Here is a 19,879-nt window from a genome sequence, read left to right on the forward strand (position 1 = left end):
CACGGTCAGGAGTCACCATGTTCACGGTTTACCATTCCAATCAGCTGGATATATTGAAGGAGCTGACGGCGGTGCTAATGCAGCAACAGCCGCTTACCGACCCTTTCCAGCCGGAAATGGTGTTAGTACAAAGTCCGGGTATGGCGCAGTGGCTCCAAATTGAACTGGCCGAGAAATTTCATATCGCCGCTAATATCCAATTTCCGCTGCCGGGCGTCTTTTTGTGGGACATGTGTCGGCGGCTGATCCCCGAAATTCCCAAAGAAAGCGCCTTTAGCAAAGAAGCCATGAGCTGGAAACTGATGCATCTGCTGCCTCAGCAGCTGGACGATCCGGCTTTCGCTCTATTGGCCCACTATCTGGAAGAGGACAACGATGATCGCAAGCTGCATCAACTGGCCGGTCGCACGGCCGATCTGTTCGATCAATATCTGATTTATCGTCCTGACTGGATTATGCGCTGGCAGCAGGAACTGTGGGTGGATGAGGCCGGGGATGCTCAGCAGTGGCAGGCGCCGCTCTGGCGGCGGCTGGTGGAATACACGCAATCTCTGGGACAACTAGAATGGCACCACACCATCCTGTATCAGCGGTTTGTTCAGGTGCTTGAACAGGCGGAACGCCGTCCTCCCGGCCTACCGGATCGGGTCTTTATCTGTGGCATTTCCGCACTGCCGCCGGTTTATCTACAGGCCTTGAATGCGTTGGGCAAACATATCGACGTACACCTGCTGTTTACCAATCCCTGTCGCTATTATTGGGGCGACATACAAGATGAGGCGTCACTGGCCCGCCTGAAAGGACGCCAGTGGCGCTTGTATCAGCATCGGCATATGACGGCAGAAAGCCGCCCCTTGTTCCGCGATCCGGCGCGTGCCGAGTCCTTGTTTAAAGAGGATGGCGAACAAAATGTGGGTAATCCGCTGCTGGCCTCCTGGGGCAAGCTGGGGCGCGACAATTTACATTTACTGGAGCAGCTCGATGAGACGAACGGCGTCTCTGCATATGTCGATATCGAGGAGCAGCATCTGCTTAGCGGGCTACAGCGGGATATTCTGGAGCTGGAAGACAGCCGTATCGTCGTGACTGGCAAGAACAGCGACATCGCCCTGACGGAAGACGATAGCGTAGAACAGAGACGCCACAAACGTCCTCTGACACCGGGGGATCGTTCCGTCTCCGTGCATGCCTGCCATAGTCCGCAGCGTGAGGTGGAAGTGCTGCATGACCAGCTCCTGGCGATGATGGCCGATGATCCCGACCTGATGCCGCGCGACATCATCGTGATGGTGGCGGACATTGACAGCTATTCGCCGTTTATTCAGGCCGTCTTTGGTAACGCGCCGGAAGATCGCTATCTGCCGTTTTCCATCTCCGATCAGCGCGCGCGTCATGCGCATCCTGCTTTGCAAGCGGTGCTGTCATTGTTGGAACTGCCGACCAGCCGATTTATGGCGGAACAGGTATTGGCGCTCTTAGAAGTTCCTGCGCTGGCGAGTCGATTCGGCATTCACGAAGAGGGGCTAAGACGCCTGCGGCTTTGGGTGACGGAGTCCGGCATTCGCTGGGGGTTGGACGACGACAACGTCAGAGAGCTGATGCTGCCGCCGACCGGTCAGCACACCTGGCGTTTCGGCATCACACGTATGCTGCTGGGGTATGCGATGGACAGCCACGCGGGCGACTGGCGCGGCGTGCTTCCTTATGATGAATCCAGCGGGCTGATCGCCGAGCTGGCCGGACAGCTGGCGGATTTGCTGATGCAGTTAAGCCAGTGGCGGCAGCGTTTGCAGCAGCCGCGGACGTTGGAAGAGTGGCAGCCGCTGTGTCGTCAACTGGTGGACGATTTCTTTTTGCCGGACGGTGACGCCGAAGCGGCATTGACGCTGATCGAGGAGCACTGGCAGCAGATTATCAACACTGGCATGCTGGCGCGCTATCCGCAGTCCGTGCCCGTCACGCTGTTACGCAGCGAGCTGGCCGGTCGGCTCGACCGGGACAGGCTCAGTCAGCGTTTCCTGGCTGGCGCCGTGAATTTTTGCACGCTGATGCCGATGCGTTCTATCCCTTTTAAAGCAGTCTGCCTGCTGGGCATGAACGATGGCGTTTATCCGCGTACGCTGCCGCCGCTGGGTTTCGACCTGATGTCCCGGCATCGCCGCCGCGGCGATCGCAGCCGACGGGAAGATGACCGCTACCTGTTTCTGGAGGCGTTGCTGTCGGCGCAGAATCGACTTTATATCAGCTATATCGGCCACTCCATTCAGGATAACAGCCCGCGTTTTCCCTCCGTGCTGGTCAGTGAGCTGCTGGACTACATCGCCCAAAGTTACTGTGTGCCGGGCGATGAAGATCTGGACGGCGACGTCAGCGCCGAACGTCTTTTGGCGGTGCTCTGTTGCGAGCATCCGCGCATGCCGTTTGATGCGGATAATTTCATCGCCGACGGCACGCCGCAGAGTTTTGCCGCCGAGTGGCTGGCGGCGGCGGGGCGTGAAGGCGCAAGCCAACCCCCGTTCGACCTGCCGTTGCCGGAGCAGCAGTACGACGAAGTGACGCTGGACGAACTAAAACGCTTCTACCGGCATCCTGTACGCGCATTTTTCCAACTGCGTCTCGGTGTGAATTTTGTGCTCGACGATCAGGAGCTGCGAGAAGAGGAGCCATTTTTAGTCGATCACCTCGATCGCTATCAGATGAATACCCTGCTGCTGAATGCCCTGATCAACGACGGGGATGCGGATTTACTCTATCGGCGCATGCGCGCGGCTGGGGAGCTGCCTTATGGCGCCTTCGGCGAGCTGTATTGGCAGACGCAGCTGGATGAAATGCGCGATCTGGCGGCTCGCGTGCGCGAAGAGCGGCAGTTGGACATGTTGGATAGCCAGGAACTAGATATTACGCTCGATGGCGTACGCGTCACGGGCTGGCTGACGCAAATTCAGCACGACGGTTTGCTGCGCTGGCGTCCCGGGAAAATTTCGCTGGTGGATGGCATGATGCTGTGGTTGGAGCATCTGGCCTACTGTCTGAACGGCGGGGAAGGCGATAGTCGGATCTACGGGCGGGAAGACAGCGGCTGGCGTTTTCCTGCGCTGAGCGAAGCGCAGGCGCGGGAGTTTATGGCATTAATGATTAGCGGCTATCAGCAAGGGATGAATCAACCATTGTTGTTGCTTAATCGCTCCGGCGGCGCCTGGCTGAAGGTCATCTACGATCGTGACAGCGACAGCCTGTTGTCCGATGAAACCACCCTCAATAAAGCGCAGCAAAAGCTGCTGGAAGCGTGGCAGGGAACGTTCAACCTGTCCGGCGAAGGGGAAGATTATTATCTGCAGCGAATCGTACGGGAGATGGACCTTGAACGGATTGCACAGGTGACGGTCGCAGCGGAAACCTGGCTACTCCCCGCTGTACGGTTCAACCAGTTTTGAACGGCAACCGGTGGAGCGAGGTCGTGTCTCTGAGATCCGCAAAAAAAGCGCTGCAGAAACGCGTTGCCGTAGCGCAACAAGACATTACGGCGGTGCCGACCCAATGGCAGGCAATGTCCACGACGAATATCGAACTGTATCGGCAACGGTGCATCAGCACATCAATACCGTCGCGACAGGCGTCAGGAAAAAAAATGCGCGCGTTGGGCTCGTTAGAGCGGGAGCGGCGTGCCTTGCTCAAACGCAGTTTATTGCTGCGAGCGCTGATTTCGACGCGGGAGCCGAACTTTTTCAATCCTATGCTGAGGCTGAATATTTTGCGACAGAGTGTCTGCGTTAAAAGGCTGATGGATGAGAAGGCGGCTAAACGGGGTCGTCATTTCAACATTTGCGCCTTACTCCACATCGTGTCACCTCAGCAGGCAAAAAAACCATGACGACAGTGACTCCTCATTCTCTTGATTTATTCACGTTGCCGCTGTCTGGCGAGCGATTGATCGAAGCGTCGGCGGGAACGGGCAAAACCTATACTCTGTCCGCGCTTTATCTCCGTTTACTGCTGGGGCTAGGTGGTGAACACGCCTATCCGCGTCCCTTGCTCGTCGAAGAGATTCTGGTGGTTACCTTTACGGAGGCGGCGACGGAAGAACTGCGCGAGCGTATCCGTAAAAATATCCATGCTCTCTATCTCGCCTGTCTGGGCGGAGAGGAGGGTGATGCGCTCATGCAGCAACTGCTGGCCGACATCCCGCAGGGTTGGCATCAGGAGGCGGCCGAGGTGCTGCTGCGAGCGGAGCGACAGATGGATGAAGCCGCCATCTACACGATTCATGGCTTCTGCCAGCGGATGCTGACGACCCACGCCTTCGAGTCCGGCATCCTGTTCGAACAGCGACTGCTGGAAGATGAGCAGCCGCTGCGCCGTCAGGCCTGCGCCGACTTCTGGCGTCGCTACTGCTATCCGCTGCCTCTGGACGTCGTGAGGGTGTTGAGTGAACAGTGGCGGGGGCCAGAAGCCTTGTTGCAGACGCTGCTGCCGTATCTTCACGGTGAAACGCCGACGCTGCGTAAACCGCAGCAGGAAGAAACGCTGCTGGAGCGTCATCAGCGTATTGTGGCGCTGATTGATAGCTTCAAACACGCGTGGCGTGAAGCGTCTGGTCTCGAGGCGCTGATCAGTGCGTCGGGGGTCAATAAGCGGAGTTACAGCAGTCGCAATCTGCCCAACTGGATACACAAAATTGGCGAGTGGGCCGAACAGCCAACGCAGAGTTACCAGCTGCCGAAAGATCTGAAACGCTTTAGCCAGCAGGCGCTGATCGATAGCACGACCAAAGGCGAACCGCCGTTGCACCCGGTGTTCAGCTCGGTGGATCAGCTGTTGCAGGAGTCACTGACGCTCAAGGATCTGGTCATCTGGCTGGCGCTGAGAGAGATCAAGCGCACGGTGCGGGAAGAGAAACAGCGCCGGGCGGAGCTGGGCTTCGACGATCTCTTGGGGCGTTTGGATGAGGCATTGCAGCAGCCGGAAGGCGCGCAGTTGGCGGAGGCGATTCGCACGCGTTATCCGGTGGCGATGATCGATGAATTTCAGGACACGGATACCCAGCAATATCGCATTTTCCATACGATCTATGCTGACCAGCCACAGTGTGGCTGGTTAATGATTGGCGACCCGAAGCAGGCGATTTATGCCTTTCGCGGGGCGGATATTTTCACCTACATGCGCGCGCGCGCGGAGGTGTCGTCACACTATACGCTAGACACCAACTGGCGATCCGCGCTGGGCATGGTGGCGGCGGTGAACCAGCTGTTCCAGCGCGTCGATGCCCCATTTATTTTCGAGCAAATACCGTTTCTGCCCGTCAACCCGGCGCCGCCCAACCAGTCTTATGCTTTTGAAATGAACGGCGTGAAAACGCCGGCGCTGCAGTTCTGGCTGAGCGGTCAGGAAGGCACCGGGGTAGGAGAATATCAGCAGGTGATGGCTCGTCAGTGCGCAGGGCAGATCCGCGACTGGCTGACCGCCGGCCAGTTGGGGCAGGCATGGCTGATGAAGGGCAAAGGCCAAAAGAGCCCTGTGCAGGCGGCGGATATCACCGTATTGGTGCGCAGCCGCCGTGAGGCGATGCTGATCCGCCAGGCGCTGAACCGTCTGTATATTCCGTCGGTCTACCTGTCCAACCGCGACAGCGTATTCACCACGGCGGAAGCACGGGAAATGCTGTGGATCCTGCAGGCGGTGCTGGCGCCGGAACAGGAGCGCGCGCTGCGTGCGGCGATGGCGACCACCATCATGGGAATGGATGCGCCGTCGCTGGACGCGCTGAGCCGCAGTGAAGCAAGTTGGGATGCGCTGGTTGACGAGTTTTCCCGCTACCGGCAGCTCTGGCTGCAGCGCGGCGTTCTACCGATGCTGCGTGCGCTGATGACGCATCGTCGACTGGCGGAGGATGTGCTGGCGAGCGTCGACGGCGAACGTCGCCTGACGGATATTCTGCATATCGGCGAACTGTTGCAGGAGGCCTCGGCGTCGTTAGACAGTGAACACGCGCTGGTGCGCTGGTTGGCCCAGCAGATCGCCCAGCCTAACCCGCAGGCGGAAAATCAGCAGCTCCGGCTGGAGAGTGACCGCCATTTGGTACAGATAGTCACCATTCACAAATCCAAGGGGTTGGAATACCCACTGGTCTGGTTGCCCTTCATCGGCAATTTTCGCCCTCAGCAGGAAGGTATCTATCATGACCGGAAAAACTTTCGGGCCATGCTGGATCTGCAAAACGGCGAAGAGAGTCAGCAACTGGCGGAAGAAGAGCGGTTGGCGGAGGATTTACGGTTGCTGTACGTGGCGTTGACCCGCGCCGTTTATCACTGTGCGGTCGGGGTCGCGCCGTTGTTTCAGGGAACCCGGAAGAAAGAGGGCGATAGCGATATGCATCGTAGCGCGCTGGGCTATTTGTTGCAGCGCGGTGAGGCCGCGAGCGCTGAGGCGTTAATCGCTGAGCTTGAAGGCATGGTAGGCGAGGGTATCGGCTTAAGCATAGCGGCAGCGCAGGATGAACAGCCGTGGCAGCCCGAGCTGGCGTTGCCGCCGTCGCTCGAGGCGCGCCGCAACACCCGTCGGCTGCGCGACGGCTGGCGGGTGACCAGCTACTCAGGGTTGCAGCAGCATGGCTCCGAGACCATTCAGGGGTTGTTGCCTCGTTTCGATATCGACTCGATGGGCGAAACGGCGGAAGAGGACGTGGAAGAGCGTTCGCCGCATTCGTTTCCGCGCGGCGCCGCGCCGGGCACGTTTCTGCACAGCCTGTTCGAGACGCTGGATTTCACCCAGCCGATCGATGACGAGTGGCTACTGGAACAGCTTCGGCACTATGGCATTGAGGATGAGTGGTTATCGGTGCTGAAACCCTGGATGGAGAACGTTCTGAGCTTGCCGCTTAACGATGACGGGATTCGGCTCGCCGAGCTGGGTAACGGGCATAAACAGGCCGAGATGCAGTTCTATCTGCCGATCCAGCGGATGCTCACCGCCGACGCGTTGGATAGTCTGATACGACATCATGACCCGCTCTCCGCGCTCTGCCCGGCCTTATCGTTCCAGCAGGTCAAAGGCATGCTGAAGGGATTTATCGACCTGGTGTTTGTCTGGGAGGGGCGTTACTACCTGCTGGATTACAAATCCAACTGGCTGGGGCATGACGCCAGCGCCTATACGCAGGATGCCATGATGCGGGCGATGGCGGAACATCGGTACGATTTGCAGTATCAGCTCTACACGCTGGCGTTGCATCGTTATCTGCGACACCGGCTGCCAGACTACGACTACGAACAGCACTTCGGCGGCGTTTTTTATCTGTTTTTACGCGGCGTCAGCGCCGAGCATCCCGGCAACGGGATCTATTTCTCGCGTCCGTCCCGGGCGTTTGTCGACGATATGGATGGTTTGTTTTGCGGCGAAGAGGTAACGGAGGGCGCGCATGTCGGGCATGATTGAACTGTTGGAAGAAGCGCGTCAGCGGCGTTGGTTGCGTCCGCTGGACGTGCAGTTTGCCCGGATGCTGGCGGACGACGACCAGCCGTATCTCCTGCTGGCGGCGGCGTGCCTCAGCGCCTACGTGGGCGCGGGGCACGTTTGTCTGCCGCTGTCACAGCTTCATCCTAACGCCTTGTTTGACGGTCGGGATCGGGCGCTGGCTCAGGAAATCTGGCAGCGGTTAGGGAAACCGGATGAAGGTGAATGGCGACAGCGGTTGTTGAACGAACCCGCCGTCGGCGAGGGTGAAGATCCTGCCCCGCTGGTTTTTCAGCAGGACAATCTGTACCTGCAGCGCAGCTGGCAGGGAGAGTGCCGAGTCGCGCAGTTTATCGCCGGTAATCGTGCCGAGCCTGTCTATGACGAAGCCCGTATCCGCGTGGTGTTGGATGGCCTGTTTCCTGCGGTGGAGGGCGAAGCCGACTGGCAAAAGATCGCAGCGGCGGTCGCACTGACCCGGCGAATTGCGGTGATTTCAGGAGGGCCGGGTACCGGTAAAACGACGACGGTCGCCAGACTGCTGGCGGCGCTGATAGAACTGCAGGATGGGCCGTCGCCGCGTATTCAGCTGGCGGCGCCCACTGGAAAAGCCGCCGCGCGTCTCACCGAATCGTTGGGCAGCGTGTTAAGCCAGCTGCCGCTCAGCGACGCTCAGCGAATGGCTTTTCCGCAGGAAGCTACCACGCTGCACCGCCTGTTGGGGGCGGTGCCGGACAGCCAGCGTCTGCGCTACCATCAGGATAATCCGCTGCATTTGGATGTCCTGGTGGTGGACGAAGCCTCGATGGTCGATCTTCCGATGATGGCGAATCTGATCGCCGCGCTGCCGCCGCAGGCCCGCATCATCCTGTTGGGCGACCGCGACCAGCTGGCTTCGGTCGAGGCCGGGGCGGTGCTGGGCGACATCTGTCGCTTCGCCGAACAGGGCTATAGCCAGAAGCGCGGTCTGCAGCTGAATCGCCTTACCGGTTGCACGTTAGAACCGGGCTCGGCGGAAAATGCCTCGGTGGCTGACAGCATTTGTCTGCTGCGCAAGAGTTACCGTTTCACAGCGGACTCGGGCATTGGTCAGTTCGCGAAGGCGGTCAACCGGGGCGACGAAGCACAGCTACAGGCTATTTTGCAGCACGGGTATGACGATATCGTCTGTCTGCCTCTGGCGGATAACGCAGACTATCAGCGCCTGTTGGATCAGGCGGTGGACGGGTACACGGATTATCTTCAGCGTATTCATCGCGGTGATGCTCCGGAGCAAGTACTGCGAGCTTTTCAACGTTACCGACAGCTGTGTGCGCTACGAGAGGGGCCGTTTGGCGTCGCCGGACTGAATCAGAGGATTGAACGCGCATTGCAGGTGGCGGGACTGATTCAACGGCCCACGCTTAATGGCGGGCGCTGGTATGTCGGCCGTCCGGTAATGGTTGAGCGAAACGACGCGGTGCTGGGGCTATTCAACGGCGACATTGGCATTAGTATGACGAACGAACAAGGGGAGCTGCGGGTCTATTTCCAACTGCCGGATGGTCGAACCAAATCGGTCGCGCCTAGCCGTCTGCCGCCGCATGAAACGGCCTATGCTATGACGGTGCATAAGTCTCAAGGCTCCGAGTTCGAACACACGTCGCTGGCGCTGCCGAATCACTTTCTACCCGTCTTGACGCGTGAGTTGGTGTACACCGCGATCACTCGCGCTCGACAGCGTCTGTCGCTTTTCAGCGATAGCGCAATATTGTGTCGGGCGGTGAGTACGCCGACGCAGCGCTATAGCGGACTTGAGGCGCGTATTCGATCTTTGATGGTGGAGTCGTCGGGTTAAATCGAAAAGGATGAAAGAAAGAGGCGGCGCGAAAGAACAGAGCTTTCGCGCCGGTCTGGTCCGGCGTGAGCGCTTTAGAGGTCCAGGACAAGTATTTTCGAGCGGCGCTGATAGTTATACAGCTCCTGCTTACGCCTTGGCAGCATCGCGACTTCAGCGGGCTGGAAGCCGCGCTCCTGGAACCAGTGGATACTGTGCGTCGTCAGCACGAACAGGCGTTTAAGTCCCTGATGACGGGCCTGAGTCTCGATGTGATGCAGTAGCTGGTCGCCTCGGGAAGAGTTGCGGTATTCCGGATGCACCGCCACGCACGCCATCTCGGCAATGCTTTCTTCAGGGAACGGATAAAGCGCCGCACAGGCGATGGTCAGGTTGTCTCGAACGACCACGGTGAATTTGTCGATTTCCATTTCCAGCTGTTCGCGGGAGCGACGCACCAGGATCCCTTGCTGTTCCAGCGGATGAATCAGTTCCAGAATCCCCCCGATATCGTTGATGGTCGCGCGGCGCACCTGCTCGGCGCTCTCCATGACGACCTGCGTCCCGATACCATCGCGGGAAAACAGCTCCTGCAATAGCGCGCCCTCTTCCTGATAGCTGATGAGGTGGCTGCGGCGTACTCCGCTGCGGCAGGCTTTTACGGCACCGCGCAGGAAACGTACCACTTCGGAATTGAAGTCTTCCACTTCCTCTTGGCTCTGAATCAGGTGCTGTGCCTCTTCCGGCAGCATTTCCGGAATTACATTACCGTTCTCGTCGGTGACGCCTTGCTCGGCGCAGAAGCCGATCATCTTTTCCGCCCGCAGTTTTATCGCCAGCTGCGTCGCTACCTCTTCTGAGGTTAAATTGAAGCTTTCGCCGGTCACGGAAACTGCTACAGGGCCGAGCAGCACGATAGCGCCGCTCGCCAGCTGTCGATGAAGCGCCTCTTCGTCGATACGACGAATACGGCCGCTATGGCAGTAGTCCACGCCGTCATCCACGCCAAGCGGTTGGGCGATGACGAAATTGCCGCTGACGACGTTGATATGCGCGCCCTGCAGCGGCGTATTGGTCAGGCTCATCGACAGGCGGGCGGTGATGTCCAGCTGTAGCATGCCGGCGGCTTGCTTCACCAGCTCCAGCGTAGTGCTGTCGGTGATACGGGTATGTTTGTGGTAGGTCGGCTCGCAATGGTGTGCGACCAGATTGGCGTCGATCTGCGGACGGGCGCCGTAGACAACTACCAGCTTGATGCCCAGGCTGTGAAGCAGACCGATGTCGCTGACGATATTGCTGAAGTTTTCATGCTCAATCGCTTCACCGCCGAGCATGATGACGAACGTTTTTCCGCGATGCGCGTTGATATAAGGAACTGAATGGCGGAAGCCTTGGACCAGTTCTGTACTACGTTCCTTCACTGCGAGCCCCCTGAATTTTTATTCGGTATTTTTGTATTTTTATTCTTAATGGCGTAAAAGGCAAGCGTTTCATCGTCCGCATTTTTTCATGCCGCGACCCCTGTATTCACGCTCAAGCGGGAAACTTTTTCCATGACAGTATGGGGCAGATTCGCTAAAGTTTCGGGCGTTTCTGAAAAACATAACCTTTTTATCGTCATTAGTTGTTACCCCGTACGTAAACCGGAGCTGCATGTCTGATTCGAATCACCCCCTGACCCGCCGAAGACTATTACAGGGTGCGGCTGCGACCTGGCTGTTGAGTGTTACCGGCGTGGGTATCGCCGCCACATCGCAGATTATCGCCGTGCGTATCTGGCCTGCATCGGCCTATACCCGCGTCACGCTGGAATCCAGTCATCCTCTGAAGTATCGGCAGTTCATGCTGGATAATCCCCGGCGGTTGGTGGTGGACATCGAAAATGTCTCGCTGAACAGCGTGCTAAAAAATGTAGGCCAGCGTTTCAATCAAGGCGACCCTTATATCAAGACCGCCCGGGCAGGACAGTTCGACAAGCGGACGGTGCGGCTGGTGCTGGAACTGAAGCAGCAGGTCAGCCCCAAAACATTCGCGCTGTCGCCGGTCGCCGGATTCAAAAATCGTCTGGTGCTTGATCTTTACCCGATCGAGGGTCGCTACGACAATGCGGAAGATCCGCTGCTGGCGTTGCTGGAGGATTACAACAAGGGCGATCTTGAACGTACGCTGCCGACGGAGGCGCCGCTTGCCGGAAAGCCCGGTCGGGAAAGACCGCTGGTGGTGATGTTGGATCCGGGACATGGCGGGGAAGATCCCGGCGCGATCGGCAAAAATCGGACGCGTGAAAAGGACGTCGTGCTGCAAATTGCGCGTCGCCTGAAAGCGTTGATCGATCGTGAACCCAACATGAAAGCGTATATGACACGCAATGAAGACGTATTTATACCGCTACAGGTGCGAGTGGCGAAAGCCCGCAAGCAGCGGTCCGATTTGTTTGTTTCCATTCACGCGGATGCGTTTACCAACCGTGCGGCTAAAGGGTCGTCGGTCTTTGCGCTGTCGAAAAAGGGAGCGACCAGTTCTGCTGCGCGTTTTCTGGCACAGACTCAGAACGAATCCGACCTCATCGGTGGGGTCAGCATGAGCGGCGATCGCTATCTCGACCACACGATGCTGGATATGGTGCAGACGCTGACAATTAGCGATAGCCTCAAGTTCGGCGGAGAAATTCTGCGTCGGATGGGGCGCATCAACCACCTGCATAAAAATAGCGTCGACCAGGCGGGATTCGCGGTATTAAAAGCGCCGGATATTCCCTCTGTTTTGGTGGAAACCGCCTTTATCAGTAATCCGGAAGAAGAGCGTAAATTGCGTACTGCACGATTCCAGCAGCAGGTGGCGCAATCTATTTTCGAAGGGATCAAAGCGTATTTCGCTCAGCGGGCCAGATAGTTAGCGAAGAGAAGGGGAGGACGGGCTACGGTGCGTCCCTTTCGATTTGAAAAACCTGAAGATGAGGTGGCCCTAAAACGCAAAAAACACCCGTTAAGGTGCTTAATGTTAATTGGTTGCGGGGGCCGGATTTGAACCGACGACCTTCGGGTTATGAGCCCGACGAGCTACCAGACTGCTCCACCCCGCGTCCGTATTCTGACTTTTCTTTCTTACTGCTTTTCACTTCTCAGGCATAAATTGGTTGCGGGGGCCGGATTTGAACCGACGACCTTCGGGTTATGAGCCCGACGAGCTACCAGGCTGCTCCACCCCGCGTCCGTATTATGGCTTTTCTTTCTTACTGCTTTCACGTCTCAAACGTGAATTGGTTGCGGGGGCCGGATTTGAACCGACGACCTTCGGGTTATGAGCCCGACGAGCTACCAGGCTGCTCCACCCCGCGTCCGTGGAAGCGCACTATACTCTCCAAGCGTTTCTATGCAACCCCTTTTTGGCAAAAATCCATGATTTAACTTGTCTTTGTTTGTTTCTTCATCTATTACCGCAAAACAGGTAAGGATATTGTTTATGTGGAACGGCGCGGTTTGGGGGATTGATCGCATTTCATTTTACCGACCCGTTTGCTATCGTTCCGCGTTGGACACCACTTATGAAGAGAGCGCGGAAGAATGAAAGGATGGCGGGGCAGTTATGTGTTAGTCGGCTTAGTGATCGCCGTTTTGGCGGGATGTCAGAGTCGACCTACCGATCAGGGTCAGCAGTATAAAGACGGACATCTCACTCAGCCTCTAAAAATGGTGAACGAACCTAACACGCACGGCAAGCCGATCAACGCTGGCGACTTCGCCAGTCAAGTCACGCACATTCAGACAGATTCTCCCTCGCTTTATAGCAACAATAACGCCACGTTCCAGGCCATTCAAAACTGGATGCTGTCAGGCGGCGATACACGTGAACTCAACAAGTTCGGTTTAGGCTCCTGGCAAATGGAAGGGGTCGACGGCTTCGGCAACGTTCAGTTCACCGGCTACTACACTCCGGTGGTACAGGCTCGTTACACCCGCCAGGGGGAGTTCCAGTATCCTATCTATGGCATGCCGTCGCGGGGCAAGAAAAACCGTCGTCTTCCGGATCGCGCGGGCATTTACGCAGGCGCGCTCGGCAATGCTCCGATTTTGGGTTGGAGCAACTCTTTAATGGATAACTTCATGATGGAAGTGCAGGGAAGCGGGTATGTCGACTTCGGTGACGGCCGGCCTCTGACATTCTTTGCTTACGCAGGCAAAAACGGTCATGCCTACCGCAGCATTGGCAAAGTCCTGATTGATGAAGGTGAAGTTGCGAAAGAAAATATGTCGATGCAGGCGATCCGTCATTGGGCGGATACCCATTCGGAACAGGAAGTTCGTCAACTGCTGGAACAGAATCCTTCCTTTGTGTTCTTCAAACCGATGGACGCAGCGTTAGTGCGTGGCGCGAGCGCGGTGCCTCTGGTTGCCAAAGCGTCGGTCGCCTCCGACCGATCGTTGATCCCCGAAGGGAGCGTGCTGCTGGCGGAAGTTCCGCTGCTGGATAATCAGGGCAAGTTCAACGGCAAATATGAAATGCGCCTGATGATTGCATTGGATGTCGGCGGTGCGATCAAGGGACAGCACTTCGACATCTATCAGGGGATCGGCCCTGAAGCGGGTCATGCCGCCGGTTTTTATAACCACTATGGGCGAGTCTGGGTGTTGCGTAACACGCAGCCGCAAAGTTCCGAGCTGTTGCTGAGCGCTACGCCAGCGCAGACAACCAGCGGCGGATTACTAGGAAAGCCGCCGGTGGTGACCTTCTCTGAGTAATGGCATCACGAAGCGGGCTCTGCGCCCGCTTCGTCATCTTTGCGCTCTGACCGCGAATTCTCCACAAAGCTGACATTTCGTTTTATCTCTCACTCCGCAAATGCGTCGCACTGCGTTATCATCCTCGCCGTTTGTTTTCTCCAAGTCGTTACCCGTAAAGGTGGTTAGTCATGAGTTCACAGTTATCTGAAAGCTATCTGCAGCGCTTCGGCGGTACGGCCCGGCTGTACGGGCAGCAGGCGTTGTCGCTGTTCGCCGAGGCGCACGTTTGCGTGATTGGCATCGGTGGCGTCGGCTCCTGGGCGGCGGAAGCGCTGGCGCGTACGGGTATCGGCGCGATCACCTTGATTGATATGGACGATGTCTGCGTCAGTAATACCAATCGACAGATTCATGCGCTGCGTCAGCATACCGGTCAGCCTAAAACGGAAGTGATGGCGGAGCGAATTCTCGCGATCAATCCGGAGTGTCGGGTGACCTGCGTGGATGACTTCATCAGTCCGGACAACATGGCAGAGTTGTTGAATCAGGAATTCAGCTACGTGATTGATGCCATCGACAGCGTGAGGGCGAAAGCTGCGTTGTTAGCTTACTGCCGACGCAACAAGATCCCGGTTGTCACGACCGGCGGTGCTGGCGGGCAGATCGATCCCACGCGTATCGCTGTCGTGGATCTGGCTAAAACCATTCAGGATCCCCTAGCGGCCAAGCTGCGCGAGCGTCTGAAGCACGATTTTAATGTCGTGAAGAACAGCAAAGGTAAGCTGGGTATCGACTGCGTATTTTCCAGTGAGGCACTGGTTTATCCTCAGCTCGACGGCAGCGTTTGCGCGTCCAAACAGACCGCAGATGGCGTGAAACGGATGGATTGTGCGTCCGGATTCGGCGCGGCGACAATGGTAACCGCCACCTTTGGATTTGTGGCGGTTTCACATGCGTTAAAGAAAATGATGGCGAAAGACCAGCGTCAAAATAGCCTGTAATCAGGACTCTTGACGCGCAATGTCCTTAATTCTGGCGGCCAGCGCCGCCAGTCCGGCGGAGCGTGACGCGCTCAGCTGAGCTTTCAGCGCCAATGTTTCCAGCAGCGCCAGCGGGTCTTGCTGTTGCAATTGCGCTGCGGTTTTTCCTTCAACCCCTGTAAGCAGTATCGCCAGCAACCCACGAACGATGCGCCCATCGCTGTCGCCGTAGAAATGCAGCGTTCCAGACGCTGTCCGTTCGTACCCCAACCACACCTGATTTTCACACCCAGATAACGCAATGGCGGACTGCTTTTTATCTTCAGGTAATGGGGGAAGCTGTTTGGCCAGCAAAATGATCTGGCGATAGCGATCTTCCCAACTGCGGCAAGCGCTGAAACGTTGGCGCAGATCGTCTTCGGTGATGTCGCAGCCAAAAGGGTGGTGAGTCGTATTCAAAGTCATGTGGTTTAGTCCAGCAGCAGGTCGAGCGCTTTACGCGTCGCGGCGAGCAATTGCGCCACGTCCTGCTCATTATTATAAGGGGAGAAAGAGGCTCGCAGGGTGCCTTTTACGCCGAGGGCGGTCATCAGCGGTTGAGCGCAGTGATGCCCGGCACGTAGCGCGATGCCTTCTTCCGCCAGTAGGGCGACAAGATCGCTGTGGTGTACGTCGCTGAATGTAAAGGACAGCAGGCTGCTACCGGCGCTGCGCCAACGGCGAAAACCGGGCAGCGTCATCAAAGCGTGCTCAGCCTGTTCGGCCAGTGCGACGCTGTGCTGTTCCGCTGCGTGACGGTCGTAGGTTTCAAGCCATTCGAGGGTAGCGGAAAGACCGATAACACCCGCGATATGCGGTGTTCCTGCTTCAAATTTCTGCGGGCTGCCTTGCGGAATAAAACCGTCAAAAGAGACTTCCTGCATCATCTTACCGCCGCCTTGCCAGGGCGGCATATCGGCTAACAGCTCGGGTTTGCCGTACAGGACGCCGATGCCGGTGGGGCCATACAGCTTGTGAGCAGAAAACGCATAAAAATCGATATCTAATGCCGAGACATCGACGGACGTATGCACGATCCCCTGCGCGCCATCGACCACAACGACAGCGCCTGCTTGATGCGCGAGCGTAATGGCGCGCTGCAAGTCCGGTTGCCCACCGGTGACGTTGGACATTTGAGTGATCGCCAGAATGCGCGTTCGGGACGACAGCAAAGAGGGCAGGCGTTCAACGTCCGGCAGTAGGTCATCGCCCAGCGGCAGTTTCACGACGCTCGCGCCGGTTTGCCGGGCCACCATCAGCCAAGGCAATAGGTTGGCGTGATGCTCGGCTTCGCTGACGACAATCTCATCGCCTGGAGAGAGCAAAGGACGGGCAAAGCTCTGTGCGACCAGATTGATGGATTCCGTCGCCCCTCGCGTCCAGATCACGCTGCGCGGATCGGGCGCGCCGATCAGTGTCGCGACCTGCTGCCGCGTGTCCTCAAAACACTGGGTCAGTCGTTGCGCCTCGCGATGCTGGCTGCGATGCACGTTGCCGCTTGGCAAACCGTAATAGCGGCTCACGGCGTCGATCATTGACTGGGGTTTGAGCGCGGTCGCGGCGCTGTCCAGATAGACGCCGGGCTGCTGAAGCGCTGGGAACTGTTGGCGAAAGTGGGGGGCGTTAAACGGTTTCATGACTGTCCTCTATTCAGGGGGCGGATCCTGTCCCATTTTTCAGGCGTAAACAAGTTTCGGACAATACTTACACGTTCTCAGTGGCAAAAACGAGGCGGGTTGCTACGCTTAATAGTGTCAAGTTGTGGAATTTAATGGCGTTCAATAGAAGATATTAAACTTATAAAACTACTCGGAGTGTAATATGAAAAATAAAATATCAATCATTGCGGCCATTGTGATGGCCTTCTCTGTGGTGGCCTGCTCCAGCAACTATGTTCTGCACACCAATGACGGACGGACCATCATCGCGGACGGCAAACCGAAAGTGGACAATGATACCGGCCTGATCAGCTACACCGATGCTTTTGGTCACGAACAGCAGATCAACCGTTCCGATGTGAAACAGATGACGGAAGTGAAATAAACCGTCTCGACGCTCACCAGCGAGTTGCACCAATGAAAAAAAAAGCACCGCAATCTTGCGGTGCCTTACACAATATTGTGAATAGACAGGGGAAAAACAGGAAATGAAAAGGTAGCAGAGCTACCTTGTCTGAGATTCAGACGGTAAATAGTAAACACAACATCACATCCACAAGCCAAAGCACTTCGGTTACCCCTCCGTACTTTTCGTTCCGACTCAGGAAGTGCCGCTAATATAGGTATTTGCTGGTGCATCCTCAACGGACAATTTATAATGTCTCGGATTAAAAAAACTAATGAGTTATCATGCATCAGACCCGCGCTGACAGGCCTGAGCCAATAATCCGATCTATGTCAAAACGACTACCTCCTCTTAATGCGTTGCGCGTGTTTGATGCCGCCGCCCGCCACCTGAGTTTTACCAAAGCAGCGGAAGAGCTGTTTGTGACTCAGGCTGCCGTGAGCCATCAAATTAAATCACTCGAAGATTTTCTCGGCCTTAAATTATTTCGTCGTCGCAATCGTTCGCTGCTGCTGACGGAAGAAGGGCAAAGCTATTTTTTAGACATCAAAGAAATCTTTCTCTCCTTGAACGACGCCACGCGCAAACTGCAGGCACGCAGCGCCAAAGGGGCGTTGACGGTGAGTATGCTGCCGAGTTTCGCCATCCATTGGCTCGTACCTCGGTTGTCCAGTTTCAATGCTGACTATCCGGGGATCGATGTCCGCATTCAGGCGGTATCCCGAGAGGAAGATCACCGTCTGGCGGACGATGTCGACGTAGCGATTTTTTATGGTCGAGGCAACTGGCCGGGACTGCGGGTGGAGAAACTTTACGCGGAGTATTTATTGCCGGTTTGTTCTCCTCAATTGCTGACAGGAGAGCACCCGCTGAATGTGCCGGCGGATTTGGTTCGCCATACTTTATTGCATGATGCTTCCCGCCGCGACTGGCTAACTTATACGCGGCAATTGGGCATTCAGCAGATCAACGTTCAGCAGGGGCCGATATTCAGTCATAGCGCGATGGTGTTACAGGCGGCGATCCACGGTCAGGGGATCGCGCTGGCGAATAATGTGATGGCGCAGACGGAAATCGAAGCGGGCAGATTGGTGTGTCCGTTCAATGATGTGCTGGTGAGTAAAAACGCTTTTTATCTGGTATGTCATGACAGTCAGGCAGAACTGGGTAAAATAGCCGCCTTTCGCCAGTGGATACTGGCGCGTGCGGCGAGCGAACAGGAGAAATTCCGCTTCCGCTATGACAGCGGCTCGCGCTGAATCTTTGGGATTCGAGCACCTTGTTTACCTCAAAAGAAAATGGATAACGATGATGAATAGCCGTTTCATGCTGATTTTCGCGGCCATCAGTGGATTTATATATGTCGCCCTAGGCGCGTTCGGCGCGCATGTCTTAAGCCGTACGCTCGGCGAAGCCGAACTGGATTGGCTTCATACCGGGCTACAGTATCAGGCCGTGCATACGCTCGCGATTCTGGCCTTGAGCGTGGCCATGCACCAACGCGCCAACGTATGGTTTTACTGGAGTGCGGCGCTCCTTGGGTTGGGTACGGTGTTGTTTAGCGGTAGCTTGTACTGTCTGGCGCTGTCCCAGTTGAGGCTATGGGCCTATGTTACGCCGGTGGGCGGCGTTTGCTTCCTGGGTGGCTGGTTATTGTTGTTGATAGGCGCTCTGCGCCAGAAAAGAAAGGCTGACTCGCATGAATAAAGTCATTTTGTACTGCCGTCCCGGCTTTGAAAAAGAGTGTGCGGCGGAAATTACCGATAAAGCGGCACAGCATAACGTTTACGGCTTCGTGCGGGTCAAGGACAACAGCGGCTACGTCATTTTTGAGTGCTATCAGTATGAAGATGCCGATCGCCTGATTAAGGATTTACCGTTCAAGAGCCTGATCTTTGCCCGCCAGATGATGGTATGCGGCGAGCTTTTGCGCGATCTGCCGCAGGAAGACCGCATCTCGCCGATCGTCGGCATGCTGACCGGCGTGTTGGAGCGTGCGGGTGAACTGCGCGTCGAGGTGCCGGATACCAACGAAAGCAAAGAACTGATGAAGTTCTGCCGTAAATTCACCGTGCCGCTGCGCGCGGCGTTGCGTGAAAGTAAGATATTGCTACCGCAAGAAAAACCGGGTCGGCCGGTGATCCACGTGCTGTTTATCGCACCAGGCTGTTGCTACGTCGGTTATTCCTACAGCAACAACCACTCTCCGTTCTATATGGGGATACCGCGTCTCAAGTTTCCGGCGGATGCACCGAGTCGTTCCACGCTCAAACTGGAAGAGGCTTTTCACGTCTTCATCCCGGCGGATGAATGGGAAGAGCGACTGGGCAGCGGCATGTACGCGGTGGATCTGGGCGCCTGTCCCGGTGGCTGGACCTATCAGTTGGTCAAGCGCAGCATGATGGTTCATGCGGTGGATAACGGGCTGATGGCGCAGAGCCTGATGGATACGGGTCAGGTCATTCACCATCAGGCGGACGGGTTCCGGTTCGAGCCGCCGCGCAACAATGTGTACTGGCTGGTGTGCGATATGGTGGAGAAGCCGGCCAAAGTCACCAACCTGATGGCTGACTGGCTGGTGAAAGGCTGGTGCCGTGAAGTGATTTTCAACCTCAAGCTACCGATGAAAAAACGCTATGAGGAAGTGAATCAGAATCTGGAGCTGCTGATGGAACGCCTGCATGAAAGCGGCATCAATGCGGAAGCTCATGCCAAACAGCTCTATCACGATCGTGAGGAAATCACGATCCACGCTCGACGGATCTGGAGTGCGATTCCCGGCCGTCGCGACGAGCGTTAAGACGGCGGCG

14 protein-coding genes and 3 tRNA genes are annotated in these 19,879 nt (G+C 56.7%); 11 read left to right on the top strand and 6 right to left on the bottom strand.

Features of this window, described 5'->3' with window-relative positions; all coding sequences use genetic code 11:
- The first annotated feature begins 17 nt into the window (after positions 1-17).
- Genes recC through recD form a run of 4 tightly spaced genes read left to right on the top strand, consistent with a single transcriptional unit; the run spans position 18 to position 9,286 of the window.
- Complete coding sequence (gene recC / locus CKQ53_RS09115; RefSeq protein WP_118894918.1) at positions 18-3,434, top strand: exodeoxyribonuclease V subunit gamma; 3,417 nt, start codon at positions 18-20, stop codon at positions 3,432-3,434.
- A 23-nt stretch (positions 3,435-3,457) separates the two neighbouring features.
- Positions 3,458-3,871 carry a hypothetical protein gene (locus CKQ53_RS09120; protein ID WP_094117771.1) on the top strand — a complete coding sequence of 138 codons (414 nt, stop codon included), beginning with the start codon at positions 3,458-3,460 and terminating at the stop codon, positions 3,869-3,871.
- A complete protein-coding gene (gene recB, locus CKQ53_RS09125; RefSeq protein ID WP_094117770.1) occupies positions 3,868-7,431 on the top strand; it encodes an exodeoxyribonuclease V subunit beta in 3,564 nt (1,187 codons plus the stop codon). Before CKQ53_RS09120 ends, recB begins: the two co-directional genes overlap by 4 nt.
- A complete protein-coding gene (gene recD, locus CKQ53_RS09130) occupies positions 7,424-9,286 on the top strand; it encodes an exodeoxyribonuclease V subunit alpha (protein WP_094117849.1) in 1,863 nt (620 codons plus the stop codon). Before recB ends, recD begins: the two co-directional genes overlap by 8 nt.
- Positions 9,287-9,360: 74 nt before the next feature.
- Here recD and argA read toward each other — a convergent pair whose 3' ends face one another.
- Entirely contained in the window at positions 9,361-10,686 is a 1,326-nt protein-coding gene (gene argA / locus CKQ53_RS09135; RefSeq protein WP_085651486.1) for an amino-acid N-acetyltransferase, read from the bottom strand.
- A gap of 232 nt (positions 10,687-10,918) precedes the next feature.
- Between argA and amiC the strand changes: the two genes are divergently transcribed.
- The gene (amiC, locus tag CKQ53_RS09140) at positions 10,919-12,157 is read left to right on the top strand and encodes an N-acetylmuramoyl-L-alanine amidase AmiC (RefSeq protein ID WP_085651485.1); all 1,239 of its coding nucleotides are present in this window, start codon (positions 10,919-10,921) and stop codon (positions 12,155-12,157) included.
- A gap of 113 nt (positions 12,158-12,270) precedes the next feature.
- Here amiC and CKQ53_RS09145 read toward each other — a convergent pair.
- From CKQ53_RS09145 to CKQ53_RS09155, 3 genes are all read right to left on the bottom strand, one after another.
- Positions 12,271-12,347, bottom strand: a tRNA-Met gene (locus tag CKQ53_RS09145).
- 51 nt (positions 12,348-12,398) lie between these two features.
- A tRNA-Met gene (locus CKQ53_RS09150) sits at positions 12,399-12,475 on the bottom strand.
- Between the two features lie 50 nt (positions 12,476-12,525).
- Positions 12,526-12,602, bottom strand: a tRNA-Met gene (locus tag CKQ53_RS09155).
- 226 nt (positions 12,603-12,828) lie between these two features.
- On the opposite strand from CKQ53_RS09155, the gene mltA reads away from it, so the two are divergent.
- Entirely contained in the window at positions 12,829-14,004 is a 1,176-nt protein-coding gene (mltA, locus tag CKQ53_RS09160; protein WP_094117769.1) for a murein transglycosylase A, read from the top strand.
- Positions 14,005-14,174: 170 nt separating this feature from the next.
- Positions 14,175-14,987, top strand: a complete 813-nt coding sequence (tcdA, locus tag CKQ53_RS09165; RefSeq protein ID WP_094117768.1) for a tRNA cyclic N6-threonylcarbamoyladenosine(37) synthase TcdA — start codon at positions 14,175-14,177, stop codon at positions 14,985-14,987.
- Here the strand turns inward: tcdA and csdE are convergent, their stop codons facing one another.
- Together csdE and csdA are read right to left on the bottom strand one after the other, a co-directional pair.
- On the bottom strand, positions 14,988-15,431 hold the full coding sequence (gene csdE / locus CKQ53_RS09170) for a cysteine desulfurase sulfur acceptor subunit CsdE (protein WP_094117767.1): 444 nt from the start codon (positions 15,429-15,431) through the stop codon (positions 14,988-14,990).
- A gap of 5 nt (positions 15,432-15,436) precedes the next feature.
- On the bottom strand, positions 15,437-16,642 hold the full coding sequence (gene csdA / locus CKQ53_RS09175) for a cysteine desulfurase CsdA (RefSeq protein ID WP_094117766.1): 1,206 nt from the start codon (positions 16,640-16,642) through the stop codon (positions 15,437-15,439).
- A 184-nt stretch (positions 16,643-16,826) separates the two neighbouring features.
- Here csdA and CKQ53_RS09180 point away from each other — a divergent pair, with 184 nt between their 5' ends.
- The 4 genes from CKQ53_RS09180 (at position 16,827) to rlmM (ending at position 19,869) form a co-directional block, all read left to right on the top strand.
- Entirely contained in the window at positions 16,827-17,048 is a 222-nt protein-coding gene (locus CKQ53_RS09180) for a YgdI/YgdR family lipoprotein (protein ID WP_094100895.1), read from the top strand.
- Between the two features lie 350 nt (positions 17,049-17,398).
- Positions 17,399-18,328: a transcriptional regulator GcvA gene (locus CKQ53_RS09185; RefSeq protein WP_094117765.1), complete on the top strand. Its 930-nt coding sequence runs from the start codon at positions 17,399-17,401 to the stop codon at positions 18,326-18,328.
- Between the two features lie 52 nt (positions 18,329-18,380).
- Entirely contained in the window at positions 18,381-18,776 is a 396-nt protein-coding gene (locus CKQ53_RS09190; protein ID WP_085651518.1) for a DUF423 domain-containing protein, read from the top strand.
- Positions 18,769-19,869, top strand: a complete 1,101-nt coding sequence (gene rlmM / locus CKQ53_RS09195; RefSeq protein WP_085651478.1) for a 23S rRNA (cytidine(2498)-2'-O)-methyltransferase RlmM — start codon at positions 18,769-18,771, stop codon at positions 19,867-19,869. The genes CKQ53_RS09190 and rlmM overlap by 8 nt, the downstream gene beginning before the upstream one ends.
- Positions 19,870-19,879: the final 10 nt, after the last annotated feature.

Source organism: Lonsdalea britannica (assembly GCF_003515985.1).
GTDB classification, from domain to species: domain Bacteria; phylum Pseudomonadota; class Gammaproteobacteria; order Enterobacterales; family Enterobacteriaceae; genus Lonsdalea; species Lonsdalea britannica.

What these genes read in the sequence shown, in the direction of transcription:
- recC (WP_118894918.1), top strand. Translation starts at nt 18, where the DNA reads ATGTTCACGGTTTACCATTCCAATCAGCTGGATATATTGAAGGAGCTG.
- recB (WP_094117770.1), top strand. Translation starts at nt 3,868, where the DNA reads ATGACGACAGTGACTCCTCATTCTCTTGATTTATTCACGTTGCCGCTG.
- recD (WP_094117849.1), top strand. Translation starts at nt 7,424, where the DNA reads ATGATTGAACTGTTGGAAGAAGCGCGTCAGCGGCGTTGGTTGCGTCCG.
- amiC (WP_085651485.1), top strand. Translation starts at nt 10,919, where the DNA reads ATGTCTGATTCGAATCACCCCCTGACCCGCCGAAGACTATTACAGGGT.
- mltA (WP_094117769.1), top strand. Translation starts at nt 12,829, where the DNA reads ATGAAAGGATGGCGGGGCAGTTATGTGTTAGTCGGCTTAGTGATCGCC.
- tcdA (WP_094117768.1), top strand. Translation starts at nt 14,175, where the DNA reads ATGAGTTCACAGTTATCTGAAAGCTATCTGCAGCGCTTCGGCGGTACG.
- csdE (WP_094117767.1), bottom strand. Translation starts at nt 15,431, where the DNA reads ATGACTTTGAATACGACTCACCACCCTTTTGGCTGCGACATCACCGAA.
- csdA (WP_094117766.1), bottom strand. Translation starts at nt 16,642, where the DNA reads ATGAAACCGTTTAACGCCCCCCACTTTCGCCAACAGTTCCCAGCGCTT.
- CKQ53_RS09180 (WP_094100895.1), top strand. Translation starts at nt 16,827, where the DNA reads ATGAAAAATAAAATATCAATCATTGCGGCCATTGTGATGGCCTTCTCT.
- CKQ53_RS09185 (WP_094117765.1), top strand. Translation starts at nt 17,399, where the DNA reads ATGTCAAAACGACTACCTCCTCTTAATGCGTTGCGCGTGTTTGATGCC.
- CKQ53_RS09190 (WP_085651518.1), top strand. Translation starts at nt 18,381, where the DNA reads ATGAATAGCCGTTTCATGCTGATTTTCGCGGCCATCAGTGGATTTATA.
- rlmM (WP_085651478.1), top strand. Translation starts at nt 18,769, where the DNA reads ATGAATAAAGTCATTTTGTACTGCCGTCCCGGCTTTGAAAAAGAGTGT.